We start from the raw sequence: 20,208 nt of genomic DNA on the forward strand, positions 1-20,208 counted from the left end.
TAGAAATGGATGTTTACCCCTCTCAGTTTGCTATCCTATTAATAGGGGTAGAAAGAACTCCACGCTCCTCCACTCTCTGCTCTAAGCTGAAGCAGACCTGAGCCAGACTTATCCCTCCCGCTCTCAAGACTTTAGGACCTAAAGTATGGAGGGGAGGGGGAGGGTCACTCGCCGTCGGGACTGTCCACTTTATATGGAACCTTCATCCGCTCGCGAGCCTCATTGATCGCTCCCTGCGTGTTGTCATTCGTCTGCAGAGCTTGCCGATATTCATTCACCGCGCGTTCGCGCTGTCCGGTCAAATCGAAGATCTTGCCGATATTCACATGCGACCAGACTTCAGTCCACTTCGGATCGAGATCGCCGCGCAACGCATCGCGGAAGCTGTTCGCCGCAGCCTGATAGTTCTTCTGCCGCATGAACACCTCAGCAAGCCGATAGTTCGCCAGCGAACTGCCGCGGTTCTCGGCCAGCGCTTTCTGATACTCGGCGATCGCGCCGATCAGATCGCCTTGCGCAACATCCTGCTGTCCGCGCAACACGGCAACACGAATCGCCAGATCCGGCGTCGATTTCAGCAGCCAGTTATCAGGATCGATGATGATCCGTCGCGGCCGACCGAATGTTTCCACCGAATACCGCGATTCCGTCCCCGAAAGATCGACGCGACGATCCTCGCTTTTGCCTTCGGTCTCGATCCGCAACTGCACCGGCATCGAAAACAGATCGAGGTCTTGCGACACCGAACCAACCGTGCGAAAGCCCTTGTTCGAGTGCAAGCGAAACACCGAATAGTTGTCCGTAAACTCCGGCGCGCCCGTTCCATCGAGCCACTGCGAGAAGAAGCTTGTCAGTTTCAGCGAGGTCGTATCTTCGGCCACCTTCTGCACGTTCGACGAGCGAACGCCCTTGTCGCGGTACTCCGACAATAACTCGCGGACGAACTTCTGGAAGCCTTCGTTGCCCATCTCCCAGCGAAGCATGTGGAAGACCATCGCGCCCTTTTCGAGCGTCATGTCCTGAAACTGCGGCGAGAACGGATCGAGATGTCCCAGCGTCGTCAGTGGCTCTGTATCATAGGCCAGCGCGCCTGCTTCCGTATCCAGAATCGCGGTCTGAAAGGACTGCTTGCCGGAGGAGTCTTCGACAAAGAGCAGTTCGGCGTAGCGCGAGAGTCCATTCGTAATCCACGCGTCGTTCAGCGCGTACGGCGAGATCTCCGAGCCAAACCATTGATGCGCAACCGTGTTCGCAAAGAGCCGCGCGTTTCCTCGGCTCGGCTTGATTGCCACCACCTCAGGCGCCCACGCCGCAGAGACGGAGTCTTCGGGCAGTTCGACGACGTTCAGCAGTCCCGATTCGGCGTTGCCGAACTCGGAGGTCATAAACTCGAAGGCGCGCGCGGTGTTGTTGGCAAACTCTCGACCGCGATCCTTGTTCGCTTCGGTCACGTAGACGCGGACGTTCGCGATTCCGGGTGCTGTAATCGCAGGCAGAAACTTGCCAGCGACCAGCGTTCCAGGAAAGCCGGGCTTGTCCCAGGAGAAGTCGTACTCGGTCTTTTCACCAAGCTGCTTTTCACCAGCCACGCCAGAGCCGATCACACGCTCGCCCTTCGGCACCGTCACAGCGACCTGCATGGTGAAGCGGTCGGTGTAAAGGCCGGGAAGAGAGATTGGAAACCAGCGTCCGGGATAAAGCAGAATGCTGACCGGATCAGCAATTTGCGCGAACTTGATGCCATCGACAGGGCTGGTTTCGAGCGTCGGTCGACCGGCATATGTGAAGGTCCAGGTCGCAGTTGTGCCTTTGGGAAGTACATCTGCTGGCGTCACGCGGATCGTTGAGTCGGTGACGTTGCGCTCGAAGGTCAGCGCGGGACCAGCAGCAGGTGTCGCATCGGGAACAGGCGTACTCACCTTCGCTGGTGTCTTCGTGCCGTTGCGAAGGACAGGACTTTTCGGCGCGGAGGTTGCTGGTGCAGTGACAGCCGCAGGCGCGGGCGTTCCGCCAGCGATGACGCTGGTCAGCTGCAGGCCGTTGTTCAGGCCGAAGATCACGACGTTCAGGTCGTCCAGCGTGGTGAAGGTAACGGTTGCTGTTGCGGTCATGCGACCGCTCGCGGGATCGAGGTCCGTGTGGATCACATAGCCAGTGACGTCGATCTGCGCGCGTGTGGGAATCGCTGCGTGAGCGGCTGTTGCCAGCGCGATGAGGCTGAGTGCGGTGAGACGCTTGAACATTCCTGGCAAACCCTCTTAAACCTGACCGTGATGAAGCTTGGGTAACGGTATAGACGTGTATTTTACGGCTTCGGAGCTACGCCGGTCTTAGTGGGTTTGGTGGGAGCAAAATGCCGCTCAAGCGGGCCTCATCAGGCTGAGTACCGTCTCGACGACGTGAGCAATGGGCGAGCCGTCGGAGCGCAGCTTGGTGCGTACCTGCTCGAGCGCGTCCATCTGCGCCGCCCGCTCCGGAGAGTCGGTGAGAAGTGGCCCCAGCGCGTTGGCGACGTTTGCAGCGGTGAAGCGGGACTGCAGCAGTTCGGGAACAATACGTTTGCCTGCAATCAGGTTCACCATGCCGACCGGCGCGTTGCCGTCACTATCGTGCGGGGCTGGAAGCTCGGGCGGATACTCGACCAGCTTCTTCGCGAGCGCGAAGGTAAGCGCCGAGACCCTATAAACGACGACAAAGGGATTGCCGACGATGGCTGCCAGCACCGTTGCGGTACCGCTGGCGACGACAGAGGCGCGGGCGTGATGCAGCGCCTCGCGCGCATCGGGAACCAGTGTAAGGCGCGGTCGCGGAAGATTGGGATCGTGCTCGGTGGCGCCAAAGTAGCGGAGGTGCTCGGCATCGAGCGTGGAAATGTAATCGCGCAACGCCTGTGGCTGAATGGTGCTTGCGACGGGCAAAAGGAACTCGTAGCGTGTGTAGGCAGTCGGGTCGCGAGGCGCGGTGGTATTGCCGCCGTCGAAGGTGGTGTATGCCGCAGAGGCGCTGAAGAGGTCGCTGATTGCAAGCTCATGGAGCGCGGGCAGGTTGGACCGAATCTCCTTCCAGCGGCTACCCGGCAGCAGAGCGATCCAGGTACGTTCGGGATCGAGGCCATAACATGCAGCGTAGTCCACGCGAGAGAGTGCCGGTGGCGCGGCTGCTGCGGCAAGAGGATGCCCGACGAAGGTCGCGTCGACCCCTCGGTTGCGGTAAAAGGTCTCCTCGAAAGGAAAGATGACCAGCATCCGCGAAACGCGCTCCTGCACCCAGCGCAGACGGCTGCGTTTCCATGCCCACAGCTGAGGCGAGACGAACCAGACGACAGGAACACCGAGCCGATGCAGGTTTTTTGCGAGGCGAAAGTTGACGTCCGGGAAGTCGATCAGCACCGCGACATCCGGTCGCTCCGCCTTGATGCCGGCAACGAGCTTACGGTATTGGCGATAGATGAAGGGCGCGTGCCGAATGACCTCGGTGATTCCCATGTGCGCGACATCTTCGGCGCGAACGATGCGCTGCTGTCCGGCAGCCTCCATCTGGATACCGCCCAGCCCAAAGAAGTGAGCCGCTGACTGCTGTTGGCGCAGAGCTGTGATGATGGCAGCGCCGTAGGCGTCTCCGGACGCTTCGCCAGCAGAGAGGAAGATGCGCGGATTGGGCAAAGTCGCGATAGGGATAGTTTAGCCGGTTGGCGTTAGGATGTTGCCATGGTCGATAAGCGGCAGGCCTTCAAAGCAACACTGGAACGTGGTCTGGAGGGTCTCGGATGGACGGTGGTCCGTGTGCCTTTCGATCCGCATACGGTATGGAAGACGATGGTGCGCCTGCGTGTCTGCGGCATGGTGAACGGCGTTGCGTTCCGTACGTCCCTGTTTCCTCTTGCCGGTGGTGGCTTATGCCTGATGCTGAATAAGCAGGTATTGCGTGAGGCAGGGCTAAGGCTCGGCGACGTGGCCAAGATCGAGGTGCAGGCCGACCTGGAGCCTCGCCCCGCAGAGCTGCCGGACCATCTGGCAATGTTGCTGGAAGAGGAGCCGGGGCTGCGCGAATGGTATGACTCCCTCAGCGAGAGCATGCGGCGGGAGATCGGGAAGTGGATCCTCGGGGTGAAGAGCGAAGCAACGCAGCTGAAGCGTTGTGAGCAGATGGCCGAGCGCCTGATGTCAGCGATGGAGGGAGAACGAGAGCTGCCTCCTGTGCTGGTAGCAGCCTTCAGGCGACGTGCGAAGGCAAAGGCAGGTTGGGCGAAGATGACCGAAACGCAACGCAGGCAGCAGCTGCTGGCGATCTTCTACTACCAGAGCCCCGAAGCTCGAGAGCGACGCGTTGAGAAGCTCTGCGATGAGGCGGAGCAGCGCGCGTAGGAAAGCCTTTTTCCTACTTCGTGAAGAAGAGTTTGGCGGCGACGATGACCAGTAAAGCTGCGAAGCCCCGGCGCAGTACGATGGCGGGTAGATGCTGTGCCCAGGTGCCACCAAACCATCCACCGACGGCAAAGCCGATGGCGACGAGCGCAGCGACTTTGATGTCGACCTGGCCGTCGCGGTAATAGGGAAGTACGGCGAAGAAGCCGACGGGTAAGAGCAGAATGGCGAGTGAGGTGCCCTGCGCCTTGAGCTGCGACATGCCGTACATGTAGGCGAGTGCGGGTATAAGCAGGATGCCTCCGCCGATGCCGATGATGCCGGAAAGAACTCCGGCGGTGGCGCCGAGTAGAAGACCACCGAAGATGTAGGCTGGGCTCATGCAAAACTCCTCTTATAGCTGGCTGGCTGCATTCGCTGGCGTGGTGGCGCGAGAAGCGACCCGGTTCCAGGGTAGGCGAGCGAGTAATGAGGCCATCATACAGATGTCGCTGACACCGGCGAATACCAGGCCTGCGCCAACCAAGGCAGTGGCGAACAGAAAATAACGAGAGAGTTCGAACGCGAGTAGCAGGGTGACCAAGACGAGCGAGCCCGCGACGATACGGATCTGGCGCTCCATGGACCAGGGACGGCGTTCGAGCCGGGAGAGTGGCTTGCCGTTGGCTGTCCAGGCATCGATGCCTCCGGGCAGAACGGTGAGCTGCTGGAATCCGAGATCTGTGAGTTGATCTTGTGCCATTTGCGCCCGTCGACCAGACTTGCAAACGAGCAGCAGCGCTTCGTCTCGGCGCCAATTCGTTGCGCGCGATTGAAGGGTAGCGAGGGGTATGTTCTCTGAGCCGACTATATGTCCGTTGGCAAACTCGGCGTACTCTCGAACGTCGATAAGACGCTGTGGCTTCTGCATAGATTGACTATATCGCCATATGGGAATATAGTCAATCCATGGAAAACACTGAGATGAGCGACAAGATGCTCGCGTTAGTGGCGAGCCGGTTCAAGACGCTGGGTGAGCCTTTGCGGCTGCGCATACTGCAGCAGCTTGAAAGCGGCGAGAGGACGGTTACGGCGCTGGTGGAAGCGGTAGGCGGGAACCAGCCGAACGTGTCCAAGCATCTGTCGATACTGCACGAAGCAGGGCTGGTGAGCCGGAGACGCGAGGGGACATCGGTGTTATATGGTATCGGTGATCCCATGGTGTTCAAGCTCTGTGAACTCGTGTGCCGGCGGGAGACCAAGCGCGGGGCGCGCGAGTACGCCGCCTTAGTTGGCGGAGTGAAGATCAGTGGAGCGAAGCGATGAAGATCGAACGGTTTGAGGTAGAGGGGCTTGCGCAGTACTCGTATGTGGTGAGCGACGGTGGCGAGGCGGTGGTGGTGGATGCGATCCGCGACGTGGAGCGCTATCTGACGTATGCCGCGCGGGAAGGGCTGAAGATTACGGCGGTGCTCGAGACGCATATCCATGCGGACTTCGCGGCCGGATCTTGCGAACTGATCGCGAGAACAGGAGCAACTTTGGCGGTGAGTGCCTATGATGCGGGGGAGCGTTATGTCTATGCGATGCCGCACCGGGCGCTGCGCGAGGGTGATGCTGTGCGAGTAGGTAATGCTTTTCTGAGGGCGACGCATACGCCTGGGCACACACCGGAGCACTTGTCGTTCCTGCTCTATGAAGAAGGTGCGAGTGAGCCGGTGGCTCTGTTCAGTGGGGACTTCCTGTTCGTAGGATCGCTGGGCCGGCCTGATCTGCTAGGTGAGGACGCGAAGCTGGAGCTGGCGCGGGCGATGTATCGCAGTGTGCAAGCGGTGAAGACGTTGCCGGATAAGGTGAAGATTTATCCAGGGCATGGGGCCGGGTCGCTCTGCGGGGCGGGAATGAGCGAGGCTGCAGAGACGACATTGGGAGTAGAGAAGATTGCGAATCCGTTCTTCGCTTTGGGTGAGCAGACGTTTGTGGCGGAGCTGCTGGAGTCCGTTCCTGCGTTGCCTGCGTACTATCCGCGGATGAAGTCTTTGAACGCTGCAGGAGCGGCCGTGCTGGATCTGGAGGCGGGCGCAGGTGGGATTGCGGTACATCGCGCGCACGCGATGAAGGATGTGACTTTGCTCGATGTGCGCGCAGTTTCGTCTTTTGCGGAAGGGCATGTGCCAGGAGCTGTGAGTATCGCGAGGGGAACCAGCTTTGCGCTCTGGGCTGGCTGGCTGCTCGATGCTTCGTCGCCGATTGTGCTCGTGACGGATGATGGGGATGATGTGGAGGTGAGGCAGGCGCTATCTCGTGTGGGACTCGATCTGGTGCTTGGGCATCTCGAGGGAGGAATGAAGGCGTGGGTTGCTGCGGGGCTGCCGGTTGGAAAGACGGCTCAGGTTGAGGAGGTAGGAGAGGCCGTTGTACTGGATGTGCGCAACGATGCGGAGCGGAGCTACGGCAGCATTCCGGAGTCTCTGCATGTGATGCTTGGAGATCTCCCGCTGGCGATCGATACTCTTTCTAAGGAGAAGGCCATCGTCACGGTTTGTGAGAGCGGACTGCGGGCCAGTATCGCGGCGAGCCTGCTGGAGCGCGCAGGGTTTAGCGACGTCAGGATGCTGGAGGGTGGAATGGGGGCATGGAACCGGACACGAACGGTGTAAGCGTGTCCGGCTTCATCGAAGCTAGGCAGGAATACCGAGTTCCTGATCCTTGTACTGCAGTTGATAGAGCTTGAAGTAGAGACCGCGCATCGCGAGTAGCTGCTGGTGGGTGCCTTGTTCGCGCAGCTTGCCCTTGTGCATGACGAGGATGGTGTCTGCTCGCTGAATGGTGCTAAGGCGGTGGGCGATCAGCACGCTGGTGCGGCCGGTAATCATTCGTTCGAGGGCGAGGCGGACGCGGAACTCGGTTTCTGTATCGACGGAGCTGGTGGCCTCGTCGAGGATCAGAATGCCGGGGCGATGCGCGAGGGCTCGCGCGAAGCTGATGAGCTGTTTCTGGCCGGTTGAGAGAGTTGAACCGCGTTCGAGCACGGGCTCGGCGTAACCGGAAGGCAGCGTCTTGATGAAGTCGGCGACGTTGACCTCTTCGGCTGCGTTGGCGACTTCGTCATCGGTGATCCAGCTTGAGCCGAGGCGGATGTTTTGCGCGATGGTACCGCTGAAGAGAAAGGGGTCTTGCAGGACGACACCGAAGCGGCGGCGGAGCGTAAGCAGTTCCTGTTCGCGGACATCGACGCCATCGATAAGAACTTGCCCTGCCTGCACGTCGTAGAAGCGCATCATGAGTGCGGTGATGGTGGTCTTGCCGGCTCCGGTGTGACCTACGATGGCGGCGGTCTGGTTGGGTTCGATGGTGAAGCTTACGCCACGGAGAATCCATTCGATGTGGGCGAGAGCTGGATCGCTAGATGGGTCGGAAGGACATCGATCGAGAGCGTTCTGTTGCTCGTCGCTCAGCTGCTGGTAGGTAAACCAGACGTTGCGGAATTCGATGCGACCTGTGCCATTGCCGAGTGTCGGCGTGGCTGGCGATTGAATCTCCGAGACGGTGTCTAGGAGTTTGAAGACGCGTTCGGAAGCGGCCATGGCGGCCTGCAGGATGTTGAACTTGTCGGATAGGTCCTGGATGGGGCGGAAGAAGCGCTGCGCGTACTGAATGAACGCGATCAACACGCCGATGGTGACGGCGTTGCCAAAGAGGCTGTAATGCGTGATGTATCCGTGCGGCGGGACGATGTACTGATGATGCGTGAGCCATGTGAAGGTGGTCGCATTGAGTACAGCCTTGCCGCCGAACCATAGGATCAGAGCGATGGCGATAGAGCTAATGAACTCGACGACAGGGTAATAGAGGGCGTAGGCGAAGATCGCGTCGGTCCAGGCCTGCTTGTTTTCGTCGTTAATGTTGGAGAAATCGTTGAAGGCGCGGCGTTCGCGGTTGAAGAGTTGAACGACACCCATGCCGGAGACGTACTCCTGCGTGAAGGCGTTGATCTTGGCCGTAGCGGCGCGCTGGCGGCGATAACTGTTGCGGACGTGCGTGCGGAAGAGCTGCGTCGCGTAGAGAATGCCGGGGATGGCGGTCAGCGTGAGCAGCGCGAGTGGCCAGTTCATCTGCAGCATGATGGCGACGATGAAAGTGAGCGCGAAAATGTCCTCGAAGATGGCGAGTACGCCCGAGGTGAACATCTCGTTGAGCGCGTCGACGTCGGAGGTGACGCGGGTGACGAGACGACCGACCGGCGTGCGGTCGAAGAAGCCGACGGACATGCTCTGGATATGGCGGAAGATCTGGCTGCGCAGATCGAACATGATCTTCTGGCCGGTCCACTGCATCAAGTAGGTCTGGACGAACTCCAGCGCAAAAGTAAGCAGCAGCGCGCCAAGATAAAGGAAGGCGAGTTGCGTGACGCCGGTGATGGGGTCAGCCGAAAGATGGCGGCCGAGCCACGCCGGATGGCCGGAAGGCGCGAAGTAGGTATCGACTGCGACCTTGACGAAATAGGGGCCGGAGATGTCGCTGGCGGCTTTGATGACGATGCAGAGGCCGGAGATTGCGATCTGGAGCTTGTAGGGTGCGAGGTAGCGTACGAGCCGAGCCATGAGGCGCGAGTCGTACACCTTACCTACGACGTCATCTGTGGACGCGGTTGCGGCGGCCTTTTCTTTCCCCTGCTTAGGGGCTTCCTGTTTCTTGTGCTTTTCGTCGGCCATTGGTCCTATTTTACGAGGTCGGGCGTGGAGAGGGTTGGAGTGTGCGTGGGAGAATGGAAAGATGCAGCAGGCTTCCGACAATTCGATGCTCGGGATATACGTTTCGGTGCCGTTTTGCCGGGCGAAGTGCAGCTTTTGCAACTTTGCGTCCGGGGTGGGTACTCCGGAAGCGATGGAAAGCTACGTCGAGCGACTGTGCGCGGAGATCGACGGCGCCGGGGCCAACGCGGTCTCACTGGGGGCGGAACTGCCACGGAGGGTGGATACGGTGTACTTCGGGGGCGGAACGCCTAGCCTGCTGGCCCCACAGCAACTACGGCGAATCTTTGCTGCCTTGCGTAGGAACTTTGATGTCGCAGATGGCGCGGAGATCACCCTTGAGGCGGCGCCTGGGCAGATAGGTGATGCCATACTGGCGGAATCGCAGCGACTTGGTGTTAGCCGCGTCAGCTTGGGCGTGCAGAGTTTTATTGATCGAGAGTCTGCGTCTGTGGGGCGGCTTCATACGGAGCGCGAGTGCATACAGGAGATCGTGCGGCTGCGCGCCGAAGGGCTTATCGAGGTGGGAGCAGACCTGATTGCAGGGTTGCCGTATCAGACGGCGGAGAGTTGGGAGCATTCGCTGGAGGTGGCGACCGGCGTCGGGCTGACTCACCTGAGCGTGTACATGCTGGAGATCGACGAGGATTCGCGTTTGGGGCAGGAAGTCATCGCTGGCGGGAAGCGGTTTCATGCGCATGGGGTTCCGGCGGAAGAAATCTCCGCGGAGCTTTACGAGCAGGCCTGCGCACGGCTGCCAAGGGCCGGTTTTACGCAGTATGAGATTTCGAACTTTGCCGGAGCGGGGCATCGCTCGCGGCACAACGTGAAGTACTGGCAACGCACGCCGTATCTTGGGTTCGGACTGGATGCTCACTCCATGCTCCGGACGACGACGGGCGCGGTGCGGTTGGCGAATCCCGATGAATTGGGCCAGTATGCCGGTGCGCAGAGTGCGCGTGAGATTAGCCGTGGCGGCGTGACCGAAGCATTTGAAGAGACGATCTTTCTTGGGTTGCGGATGGATGAGGGCGTAGATTTTCAGGGGCTGGCCGCAGCGTTCCCGAACGAGTTGACAAAGCCTTGTGCTGAAGCTGTTCGAGATTTGGTGGCGGAAGACCTGATGACGGATGAGGACGGGCGCTGGCGACTGACGTTGCGTGGGCGGTTGGTTTCGAATGAAGTGTTTGGACGGCTCTTGGAAGGCGTGGCTGTCTGATTTGAAGTTTAGGAGAGTGGATGAGCGAGCGATTGATTGATCTGCGTAGCGATACAGTGACGAAGCCAACCCCTGCAATGCGTGCGGCGATGGCTTCGGCTGAGGTGGGCGACGATGTGTATGGTGAAGACCCGACGGTGAATAGGCTGGAGTCGCGCGCGGCGGAGATCTTCGGCAAAGAGGCAGCGATCTTTGTGCCGACGGGTTCGATGGGCAATACCATCGCGGCGCGTCTGCACACCGAACATGGGCAGGAGGTTATCTGCGAGTCGCAGGCGCACATTCTCGACTGGGAGATGGCGATGGTGTCAGCGTTTGCAGGCTGCATCCCACGTACGGTTGTGGGTGATCGCGGCGTGCTGACTTGGGAGAAGATCAAGGCGGCGATCTCGCCGAAGATCTATTACCGGGCACAGACGGGGCTGATCTGGTTGGAGAACTCGCACAATATCGCGGGTGGTATTGTGACGCCGCTACCTGTATTGGAAGAGATATGGGCTGGAGCGAAGGCGGCGGGGCTGCCGATGCACCTGGATGGAGCTCGCGTTTTCAACGCGGCGACCGCACTGGGCAACAGCGTGTCTGAACTGACGAGCGGCTTCGATACGGTGATGTTTTGCTTGTCCAAGGGATTGGGTGCGCCGGTCGGCTCGATGCTTGTGGGATCGACGAAAAACATCGAGCGGGCGCGTGTATTTCGTAAGGCGTTGGGTGGGGGTATGAGGCAGGCGGGCATCATCGCGGCGGCTGGGTTGATCGCGTTGGAAGAGATGCCTGCGCGACTGCACGAGGATCATGCCAACGCTCGTCTGCTGGCCGAAGCCGTTGCCCGATGTGCAGGGGCAGAGATCGACTTGAGCATGGTGCAGACGAACATCGTGATTTTCAAGCTGAAGGCTGGCGATGCGGGCGCGTTCGTTGCAGGGCTGAAGAAGAGTGGTGTGCTTTGCAGTGCGATCGGGCTGCAGACGGTTCGCCTGGTGACGCATTTCGATGTAAGTCGAGAGGACTGTGCATTGGCTGCGAATCAGATGGAGAGGTCGCTGCAGGCTCTCATCGCCAGCTGAGCTGGCAGCTATTCGAGGGGAGGCAAAGGCACGTCGTTGCGCATTCGAGGCGCAAAGCGACGTGTTCTGCCGAGTCCACGACCGAAGGGTCGGGTGCGGATGGCTCCATTGGTGATGAGGGTGGTGTTGGAGGACTTGGTGCTGATCAGTTCAGCGGCTTCAACGACCTCGGCCTCGCTGGGCTGAAGTTCGGCGTCTGTCGGCAGCCCGGCTGTGCCGCGTGGCAGGAAGATAGTGAAGGTCGTGCCGTGATCGTTCGGTGCCTCTTCTGTGGCTATAGTGCTATCGACGGCGATGGTGCCGGCATGCTTTTCGATGATGCCTTTTGTGATCCAGAGGCCGAGCCCCGAGCCCTGTTCGCCTTTCGTCGTGAAGAAGGGGCGAAAGAGGTCGTCGCGAATTTCTGGCCGGATGCCGGAGCCTTGGTCGGCAACTTTGATGACGACGCCAGGGATGGTGGCAAACTCGTCTTCAGCCGTTTTGGTAGCGGCCTGGTTGTAAATCTTGACGCGGATGGTGGTGTTCGGTTCGGAGGCGTCGGCTGCATTGGTGAGCAGGTTGGTAAACACCTGTCGCAGCTCCGCAGGGTAACCGGAGGCGAAGGCCTCGGGCGTAAGTTCCGTGATCACGTAGATGCCGGACTTCGCGAGGCTGCGTTCGAGCAGAATCAGAACGCTGTGCATGATGGCCGAGATGTCCAGCAGGATGGGTATGCGTGATTCGCGATGCATCCCCAGCATGGCACGACTGATGTTGGTCACGCGCGCCAGTTCGGACTGCGCCATGTCAACGAATTCTTCGCGCTCCTCTTCGCTTGTGCCCTGCTTAATCATGTAGAGCAGGTTCACGACGGAGTCGAGCGGATTGTGGATCTCATGCGCGATGGTGGCGGCCAGACGGCCAGCGACAGCGAGCTTTTCAGAAGCCAGCAGAGCGGCCTGGGTGCGGCGTCGTTCGGTTACATCGGAGATGACGGTGACGGAACCGGTGAGATAGCCGGCGCGGTCGTAGATGGGGGCTTCGCTGCGTTCCACGAAATATTCGACGCCGTCGGACCGAACGAGCAGAGCGGAGCGCGGAGTGAGACTAACCGCGCGATCCTGCGCGGCAGTGGTGAACTGAGTGGGGCCGATGGGCTCGTTGGTCAGCTCATCGATAAGCGGAAAGACGAGCTCCATGTGGCGGTGCGAGGCGGCTGCTTGGGTCCATCCGGAAAGCCTCTGTGCGGCGGTGTTCAGCAGCTCGATGCGGCCGTCGTCGTCGCAGACGACGACGCCTTCTCCAATAGAGGTAAGCGTGGCTCGCAACCTTTGCTCGGACTCGTAGGTCGCCTGCGCCGTGCTGCGTAGCGCACCCATGGTGTTCTGGTAAGCGTCCGACACGCGGTGCATACGGTTGTTGGCGAAGAGGCCGAGGATCAGCGCACCGAACAGTGCAGATAGGATGACGACTTCGATGGTGCGCAGCATCACCTGCTGCCAGCGGTCGATGAGGGCGGAACGTTTCGATTGCAAGGTGGCGATGATGCCAGACTCGATGGTGACCATCTTGTCCATGTCGGCACGGTCGGCGCTGTTGATCTGGGAGTCGCTGAGGCTGACGCGGTCGCGGGCGGCTTTGATAATGGGGGTAGCAACTTTCTCCGACCAGTCGTTATGCAGGTCGATGAGATCGTTGATGGGCTCCATGTCCGCGCTCTGGGCTGCCAGCTGGTCGCGCAGCGTGTTCATTTCCTGGACGAGCGGCTCCATGGCGAACTCGTAGGGCTGGAGTGTGGTCTCCTTCAGGGTGCGCTGGTAGTCACGGACGCCCCTAGCCTCGTTCGAGGTGAGAGAGCTTACGGTACGTGCGGTTTCGAGACTCTGGTCGGTCGCATGCACGTCTTGGATGAGAGGGCGTACGGCCAGGACCTGCCAGCCAAGCGCTGCAGCTACCAGCACGAGGCCAATCACCGGGAGGAACAGGGTCTGCGTAAGCAACCGGTTGAGCTGTTTCAGGTTCACAGGCGTTTACCTTGCGCTAGTGAGAGTCCGGAATAAGACTCTGAATTCTGGCCAGTAGGGTCGGAGCATCATCGGCCTTTGTGAGATATCCGTTCACAAGGTCGGTGATCTCCGTAGGAAGACCAACATAGGCAGATAAAAGAAGTATAGGAATCAAAGGTTTACGTTGACGCATGACTGCGGCGACTTCGCCGCCATGCATCCCCGGCATGGAATAGTCGAGCAGAACGATTTCAATCGGTTCAGCGTCAAAGATCGCTAGTCCAGCGGGTCCATCCGGTGCGGTGAGAACTCTGTATCCGGCACGTTCCAGTAATAGTTTGCGTACGCGCAGGCCGATGCGTTCATCGTCGATGCACAGAATCAGTCGTCCTTCGGGCGGCATTCCGTGTTACTCCCAGAGTGTTTACATTACCAACGTAAGGTATACGCAGCATACCACTCCCGTAGATTCAGATTAAGATTTTCGGATGGTTGTGAACTAAGTATCTGTATTGCCAACTGCCGGCCAGTGAATCAGCCTGGAGCCCAGCGGGAAATACAGCCCCAAATGAATGGGAAGTTGTCCATTGGGGAGGCTCCGCCGGATTTTGGCGTAGGCCTCGAGTTGGGCGCTATAGCGACTCTGCTGCATGGAATCGAAGGTGGTATCGGGCAGGGAACCCTGCTCGGTGGTCTTGAAGTCGATGATCCAGATCGTGCTCTCACCTGGGTCGAGGGGCTGCTGACCGGCGACAAAGGTGCGATCGACGCGCAGTGTGGCTGGGACTGGGCCGAGGGCGGTGAGATCGCTTTCGCTGGCAGCCTCGGCATGAGGCGAAAGAAGCCACAAGCCCGTCGGGTCGGCGAGAGTGCGAGTGAGAGCCTCAAGGGCGCGAGAGGCCTCGCGGGCCGCATCGCGTGGCGGCACGCCTTCGCCGCGCAGGCTAGCCTCAAGCCGCGGCTGCCAGACTGGAAGTTCGGCGGCGAGGGTGGCTGCCTCGGAAGTGAGAAGGCAATCTGACATTAGCTGAAGATACCGATGGATGACGTTGCCGAAGGCTCGGACACCAAAGGAACCCTCTGGTCGCTCAAAGGGACGATCCTTGGGCAGAGTGGCCACTGCAACGTAAGGCAACCGATTCGCTGCTGCCTCCACGAAACGGCGAGCGGGATCAAAACTGAGCGGCAAACGTCTGATGAATTGCGGTTTTACGGGTGTGCCTTCGGCTGCCAGTGCCAGGGTGTCTTCCTCGTGCTCGTCGAGGAGATGCGGTCCGAGTTCGCCGGCGTCTGGCTGGGCGAGCGATATGACGGGAGCTCCGATGATCGCAGCGAGGGGCCTCACCGCGGCCTCCCAGCAGGCTTTGAGCAGGCTTGAGGGTGCGCCGTGACTGATCCCTGAGGTGGTGGGCTTTACAGCGGCGAAGAGATGCAGTTCCTCCTGCGCGCGAGTTGTGGCGACGTAGAAGAGGCGCTTGCGTTCAGCTACTTCGCGGCGGCCGCGCAGGCCGGTGAGCCATTCACTCAGCTTGCTGGCCGAGGTGCCCTTGCTGGAGATGGGCGCGAGGATCACCGCTGCTTCATCTGTCGCATTGGTCGCAAACTCGAGCCAATTGAGTAACGGGTGTCGCGACTGGCCGCTGCCACGCTCCAGGCCCGGCACCAGCACCAAGTCCCACTCCAGCCCTTTGGCCTTGTGAATGGTGAGCAATTCGACATGTGCGGTGCCAGCGAAGGGCTCAGCATAGAGAGTGCTCAGGCGACTGGTGAGCACCTCGAGGTCTATGCGTCCTCCGTCGGTGTCGAGATCTCGCAGTGCGGCCAGGTACTGCTGCACGTTGCTTTGCTGCTCGGCGGACAGTCCCGCGTCGCCACCCAGCGAGCGCCATGTGCGTTCGACCTGCGTGGCGAGTGGCGTACGACCGAGTGTCGCTATCGCAGTCTCAAGCACGGGCCAGGTGCGTGCCAGCAGTCTTTGCCCTTCTGCGGAAAGCAGCTCGCGATGGTTGGCGATCAGCCTGGAGAGAGGTACATCTCGTCCGGTTCCGTCCCCGGTAAGAACCAGCAGGTCTGCGCGGTCGAGGCCACACCACGGCGCGTGAAGCACCGCGAGCCACGCGATGCGGTCGGCGGGATGGAGAAGAGCGCGGGTCAGCGCGAGCGCGTCGAGTACTTCCGGGCGATCCTCAAGAGAGTCGAGGTTGATGGCTTTGAAGGCCAGTGGTCCGTTGCCGCGATCGATTTTGAACTCGTCGACGACAGCATCAAGATGACGCCGCCCATGACCCAGCACCGCGATACGCCATGGCTTCGTGCGGCCAACGGGTAGCGGTTTGGCGAGGCGGTGCTCGATGATGCTGCGGATCGTCTGTGCCTCTTGCTGGGCGTAATCCACATCTTCCGGTTCGAGCACTTTTGCGTGCCAAACGACGCCTTCGGGCTGTGTTTTCTGACGGCTGACTGTGGCCGCGACAAAGGGTACGTCAAGCGCCTCGGTCATGACTGCGTTCGGTGTGAGGAAGAGATGTGTGAACGCTTCATTGAAACCGTTCTCACCTTCAATCAACGCAGCCTGAGAGCGGAAGTTGGCGGTGAGACGCAGCGCTTTGAGCGGTATGTCGCCGAGCCGTCGCTCGGTCATGGTGCGCAGGAAGCGCTCGACACTGGCTGCGCGAAAGAGGTAGATCGACTGCTTGGGATCGCCGACGAGGAAAAGTGTTTGTGCGTGGCCGTCCCATGACTGTGTTAACAGCTCGATGAGGTCGTACTGCCCTGCGGAGGTGTCCTGCATCTCGTCGATCAAAAGGTGGCGCAGGTTGCCGCCAGCGGAGAGCGCGAGATCGGAGGCAGAGTGATCGGAGCGCAGCACCTCGCGCGCCGCCAGAGCCAGCTCGGAGAAGTCGCATTCGCCTCGGTTGGCAAAGAGTAGTTTCAACTCGGCGAGTGCATGGCGCAATACATGGAATAGCGCCTTCGCGACGTGCCATTGTTCGTCGGGGTAGCGGGTAGGCGGCAATCGCAGCACGGCATGAAGCGCGGAGCGCAGCGGTTCGGACTGGACCTCGGCGATGAACTGCTTTAGCGCGTCGGAGTCTTTTTTTGCAGGCTTGAAGCCAAGCGAGTTGATAGCGAGGCTCTTGCGCCAGTCGCCATCGCTTTCCTTCAGCACGAGGCGAATCAGCGCGAGCCAGTGGTTGATGCAGTCTGCTGTTGGCTCGGGTGGCAGGCGCTTGTCTGTGCAGTGGGCGATGGGATTTGGTGCGCCGTTGTATCCAGGTTCCTGCGCATGGCGATGGGCAAAATGCGTGAGATATTCAAGGCCGTCGGGTGGGAAAGCATCGAGCGCCCTTTGCAGGCCTGCGTTGACGATGGTCTCAAGCGCACGCTCGAGGCGCTTGCGTACCACCGTATCGAGTTCCGTATCGTCGAGCGGACCGCTCAAGGGGACGAGCGATCCCCACTGTTCGCGCTTCTCCAGCATGCCGGCGATCAGCGAGCCCGTGTCGTTGAGATTCCCATCGCGATGCAGCAGGACGGTGCGCAGAGCTTGATGCAGGCTTAGGTTGCTGCCGCCGAGTTCAAGCAGCGTGTGCCGTGCAGCGAGGTTGTAGAGTGAGCGCGCATCCTCGAGAGGCTCGCGCGGGCCTCCACTGCCGGACAACAGTGGCAGGGCGTTTGCAATCTGCATGCCGACGGCATCGAATGTTTGAATGTTCAGCCGCATCGGCTGTTCCAAGAGCCGCCAGTTGAGCTGACGACTGCGTTGGAGTGCTGCAGATGCGAACTCACGGCTGGAACGAACAAACGGAGCCGTATCGGCGGTGAGTGGCTCGTTCTTATTTGCGAGCAGCAACTCTTTTAGTACACGGTCGCGTAGCTCAGCCGTGGCCTTGCGAGTGAACGTAACCGCAAGAACCTCTTCAGGAGACCCGACCGACTCATCGGCTAGCAGCTTAAGAAAGCGCTGGACCAGAAGTCCGGTCTTGCCTGAACCGGCGGGTGCTTCGACGATACAGGAGGCACGGATGTCGAGGGCACGCTCGCGGGCATCGGCGTCGGAGAGCCGCGGCGCGGTCGGGGAAAATTGGAGGACGTTATTCATTATCAACCTCCTCCTCGTCGGCGTCACTCTTCGTGGACAAGCTGAGCTCGTTTACGCGGCAAAGGATGCGTTGCGCACAATACTGGCAGGTCTTGACAGGGTCTTTGGGCGACACGTCGGCGATGCCGTTGGCAAAATCGTAGGCGAGTTGCGTCAACTCCGCGCGCCACTCGTCGATACGCAGCGTCAGGTCGTCGATCTTCGGGCGATTGCCGGGCAGGATGCCTGCCTCCGACTGCATGCCGATCCAGCGCATATCTTCGCCTGCAATGAGCTTGCCGAAGGTGAGACCTTTCACCTCGTCAGGCTGAAAGAGCATTGTGTAAAGCGGGAGTTGTGGCTCTTCGGGCCGCGGAATGCCCCACTGTTTCGGGTTGGCGGACCCACCGGTCTTATAGTCGACGAGCACGCTGCCAGTGACGCTCTCCACCCCATCTTCGTTTTGCAGCACACCATCAATGCGGTCGAGTCGAACGTCGAGCACGAGGGGGCCAATGGGGATCTCGGCCTTTAGTTCTCGGCCTTGAATTACAAACGGTCCGCGCTTCAACTCAATGTCGATCCAGGCGGTCATCAGGCGTAGCAGACGTTCGCGGATGACGGAGAGGTAAGCCTCGTCCCAAGCGATGCCTGAGGGGGCACTGGCTTCGCGGAGGGCATCAGCGATACAGAGTTCGAGTAGTTCGCGTCGCTCGTCAGGGTTCAACGCGGCGAGTTCGGCTTGCGATTCTAGACGCGTCCATAACTGTTGCAGTACCGCGTGAACGATATTGCCGCTCTGGATCGCATCGAGGCCGATGTCGTCCGTATCGGGCTCGATGGCGTTGAGACGCAGTTCAGCGAAGGCCCGGAATCCACAGGCTGCCTGCAACTGCAGAAGGCGCGAGCCACCGTGAATGGCGGCTGAAGGCAACGCGGGAAGCGGCCGGGTATCTGCAACCAGTTCGCAGGAGATTGGTGCAGGCAGTATCGGCGACTCTGGAACTTCGATCGTCGCAAGCTGCAACTCTGAAAGTAGAGGAGAAGGTCGAATCTCTCCGTTGGAATCCTCTATGGCTACAGTGAACATCGCCGTGCCAGTGCGGTCGAGCAGAGATTGCAGGAGCACACGCGCCTGTGCTGCGGAGTTTACGGGGTCTGTTCCCGGCATGTTGAGACTATGCTGCAGCGTCCATGCGAGCAATGGGTGCGTGTGCTCGGCTGAAGGGAGGTTTTCATCGGTAGCATGCAGAAAAAGTACGGCGTCGAAGATCGCGCCTTCGATGTCTGTGGGGCGCATGATCTGGATGGGTGCGTTTGTGGTGGGCGGTGTGAAGTCCGTCGTGGCCGCCTGCTGCGCCAGCATCTCGATGGCCCGCTCCAGCGAGACCCGCTGACCGCTGAAATCGAGCGTCGCGACGAGGTCGAGCACACTGTCCCAGGCTCGCGTGGCCTCGTATTCGGTAGCGTTCAGCGAGCGCGCCTCACTGGATGGCCAACCGGTTGATTGCACGATCCCGCGCAGAAATTCCATCCAGGCTGCATAGGTGCGCGGACGTGCGAGGTCACCGCCACGAGCGATCTCGGTCGCAAGCCGGCGTGGCCAAGCAAGGGGCGATTGATAGCGATCGAGAAGATGAAGAAAGGCGCCAAGGGAAAGTTCGGGCCGCAGGTGCTTCTCTTTACGGCGAAGGCGGGCATCGAGCTGCGCGGCGAGGTCGCGATCCTCGCCTGGGTTCAGATAGGGTGAGAGCAGCAAAGCGGTGATGCGTGGCTGCGGGAGCGCGCCGATCGACCAGCGCACCAGGTCAAGTGCATCCGTTATAAGCGCAAGCTCGCTTAGCGGCTGGCCGGTGGAGAACTCCCATGGCGTCGACGACAGGTCTGTATCAATCGATTGCAGCTCAGGTGCGAGAGCCTCTCGGAGAATAGCTTCGAACTCCGATTGTTCGTCTGCAAGGCCAGGATTGAGGACAGCGATACGTGGTATCGGCTTTACCAACGACAATTGCTGATGCAACCAATGAACAGCAGCGATCAGCTCCTCGCGTGGGTGGGCCGCTGTTAGGGTGTTGTGCTGCTTGGCAGAGCCGTCATAGACAGGCTTGATGCGCTCGATTACTGTGTTGCGATCTTGAAAAGCATTTAGCAGATGCGACTGTGCGGGGGTGAGCTTGTCGAACCCGACGAGGCGCAACTTTGGAGGTGCCTGTAGCCCTCCGTTGATAAGGTGCTGTGCCAGTGCTGCGTCGAGTCTTGAGGGGGAGATGCAGCGGTCAGTGTTGCAGCGATCTTCAAAGGAGCGGGCCCAGCGGGCGAAGGTGCGAGTATCTTCGCTGCCCGCGGTAGCTGTTAGCTGCGAGGTCGCATTCCATGAGGAGGCGAGTTGAAAGGCCGACCCAGCCAATTCCGCCAGGGATTCGCTCGAGGTCAACATGCCCTGCGAAGGATCAGCGTCGATGATTGCGCTCCACAGAAGTTGTTCTTGCGCAGGATTCAGAAGAAGGCGAGACTCCGCACCGTGAACAATGAGATCGCGATAGAGACTGCTCGTCCACTGATGCCAGCTTATGGCTCGGCCGGGCTGCCATGCGGAAAGCCCTTTAGCAGACTGCATGGCGTCATAGTCGCTGCGCAGTTCGCGGGCAGCGCGACCGTTGGGCAGCAGCAGTACCTCACCTGCATCGAGCAAGTGAAGCAGTGCGGTTCGAGTGGCGGTCGACTCCATCTAGTTGACTGTAATACCCGGCGGGTAGGCG

Annotated in this window: 14 protein-coding genes; 5 read left to right on the forward strand and 9 right to left on the reverse strand. The window is 60.1% G+C overall.

Annotation, left to right across the window (positions count from 1 at the left end):
- Positions 1–164: 164 nt before the first annotated feature.
- Entirely contained in the window at positions 165–2,243 is a 2,079-nt protein-coding gene (locus tag OHL14_RS13235; RefSeq protein ID WP_263379828.1) for a tetratricopeptide repeat protein, read from the reverse strand.
- A 117-nt stretch (positions 2,244–2,360) separates the two neighbouring features.
- The gene (locus OHL14_RS13240; protein WP_317890420.1) at positions 2,361–3,662 is read right to left on the reverse strand and encodes a lipid-A-disaccharide synthase; all 1,302 of its coding nucleotides are present in this window, start codon (positions 3,660–3,662) and stop codon (positions 2,361–2,363) included.
- 45 nt (positions 3,663–3,707) lie between these two features.
- On the opposite strand from OHL14_RS13240, the gene OHL14_RS13245 reads away from it, so the two are divergent.
- A complete protein-coding gene (locus OHL14_RS13245) occupies positions 3,708–4,364 on the forward strand; it encodes a YdeI/OmpD-associated family protein (protein ID WP_263379829.1) in 657 nt (218 codons plus the stop codon).
- A gap of 13 nt (positions 4,365–4,377) precedes the next feature.
- On the opposite strand, the gene OHL14_RS13250 is transcribed toward OHL14_RS13245, so the two are convergent.
- Together OHL14_RS13250 and OHL14_RS13255 are read right to left on the reverse strand one after the other, a co-directional pair.
- On the reverse strand, positions 4,378–4,746 hold the full coding sequence (locus OHL14_RS13250; protein WP_263379830.1) for a sulfite exporter TauE/SafE family protein: 369 nt from the start codon (positions 4,744–4,746) through the stop codon (positions 4,378–4,380).
- 12 nt (positions 4,747–4,758) lie between these two features.
- A complete protein-coding gene (locus tag OHL14_RS13255; protein WP_263379831.1) occupies positions 4,759–5,274 on the reverse strand; it encodes a rhodanese-like domain-containing protein in 516 nt (171 codons plus the stop codon).
- A 38-nt stretch (positions 5,275–5,312) separates the two neighbouring features.
- On the opposite strand from OHL14_RS13255, the gene OHL14_RS13260 reads away from it, so the two are divergent.
- Both OHL14_RS13260 and OHL14_RS13265 read left to right on the forward strand, forming a co-directional pair.
- The gene (locus OHL14_RS13260; protein ID WP_263379832.1) at positions 5,313–5,669 is read left to right on the forward strand and encodes an ArsR/SmtB family transcription factor; all 357 of its coding nucleotides are present in this window, start codon (positions 5,313–5,315) and stop codon (positions 5,667–5,669) included.
- Complete coding sequence (locus OHL14_RS13265; RefSeq protein ID WP_263379833.1) at positions 5,666–7,003, forward strand: MBL fold metallo-hydrolase; 1,338 nt, start codon at positions 5,666–5,668, stop codon at positions 7,001–7,003. Before OHL14_RS13260 ends, OHL14_RS13265 begins: the two co-directional genes overlap by 4 nt.
- A 21-nt stretch (positions 7,004–7,024) precedes the next feature.
- On the opposite strand, the gene OHL14_RS13270 is transcribed toward OHL14_RS13265, so the two are convergent.
- The gene (locus OHL14_RS13270; RefSeq protein WP_263379834.1) at positions 7,025–9,058 is read right to left on the reverse strand and encodes an ABC transporter ATP-binding protein; all 2,034 of its coding nucleotides are present in this window, start codon (positions 9,056–9,058) and stop codon (positions 7,025–7,027) included.
- A 61-nt stretch (positions 9,059–9,119) separates the two neighbouring features.
- Here OHL14_RS13270 and hemW point away from each other — a divergent pair, with 61 nt between their 5' ends.
- A complete protein-coding gene (hemW, locus tag OHL14_RS13275; protein WP_263379835.1) occupies positions 9,120–10,316 on the forward strand; it encodes a radical SAM family heme chaperone HemW in 1,197 nt (398 codons plus the stop codon).
- A gap of 20 nt (positions 10,317–10,336) precedes the next feature.
- A complete protein-coding gene (locus tag OHL14_RS13280) occupies positions 10,337–11,383 on the forward strand; it encodes a threonine aldolase family protein (RefSeq protein ID WP_263379836.1) in 1,047 nt (348 codons plus the stop codon).
- Positions 11,384–11,391: 8 nt separating this feature from the next.
- Here the strand turns inward: OHL14_RS13280 and OHL14_RS13285 are convergent, their stop codons facing one another.
- From OHL14_RS13285 to OHL14_RS13300, 4 genes are all read right to left on the reverse strand, one after another.
- Positions 11,392–13,386 (reverse strand): two-component system sensor histidine kinase NtrB, encoded by a 1,995-nt coding sequence (locus tag OHL14_RS13285; RefSeq protein WP_263379837.1) that lies wholly within the window; start codon positions 13,384–13,386, stop codon positions 11,392–11,394.
- A 16-nt stretch (positions 13,387–13,402) separates the two neighbouring features.
- Positions 13,403–13,771: a response regulator gene (locus OHL14_RS13290; RefSeq protein ID WP_263379838.1), complete on the reverse strand. Its 369-nt coding sequence runs from the start codon at positions 13,769–13,771 to the stop codon at positions 13,403–13,405.
- A gap of 96 nt (positions 13,772–13,867) precedes the next feature.
- Entirely contained in the window at positions 13,868–17,470 is a 3,603-nt protein-coding gene (locus OHL14_RS13295; protein ID WP_263379839.1) for a UvrD-helicase domain-containing protein, read from the reverse strand.
- Positions 17,463–20,177 carry a PD-(D/E)XK nuclease family protein gene (locus tag OHL14_RS13300; RefSeq protein ID WP_263379840.1) on the reverse strand — a complete coding sequence of 905 codons (2,715 nt, stop codon included), beginning with the start codon at positions 20,175–20,177 and terminating at the stop codon, positions 17,463–17,465. The genes OHL14_RS13295 and OHL14_RS13300 overlap by 8 nt, the downstream gene beginning before the upstream one ends.
- Positions 20,178–20,208 lie beyond the last annotated feature (31 nt).

Source organism: Granulicella paludicola, assembly GCF_025685545.1.
In the GTDB taxonomy this organism is placed as follows: domain Bacteria; phylum Acidobacteriota; class Terriglobia; order Terriglobales; family Acidobacteriaceae; genus Granulicella; species Granulicella paludicola.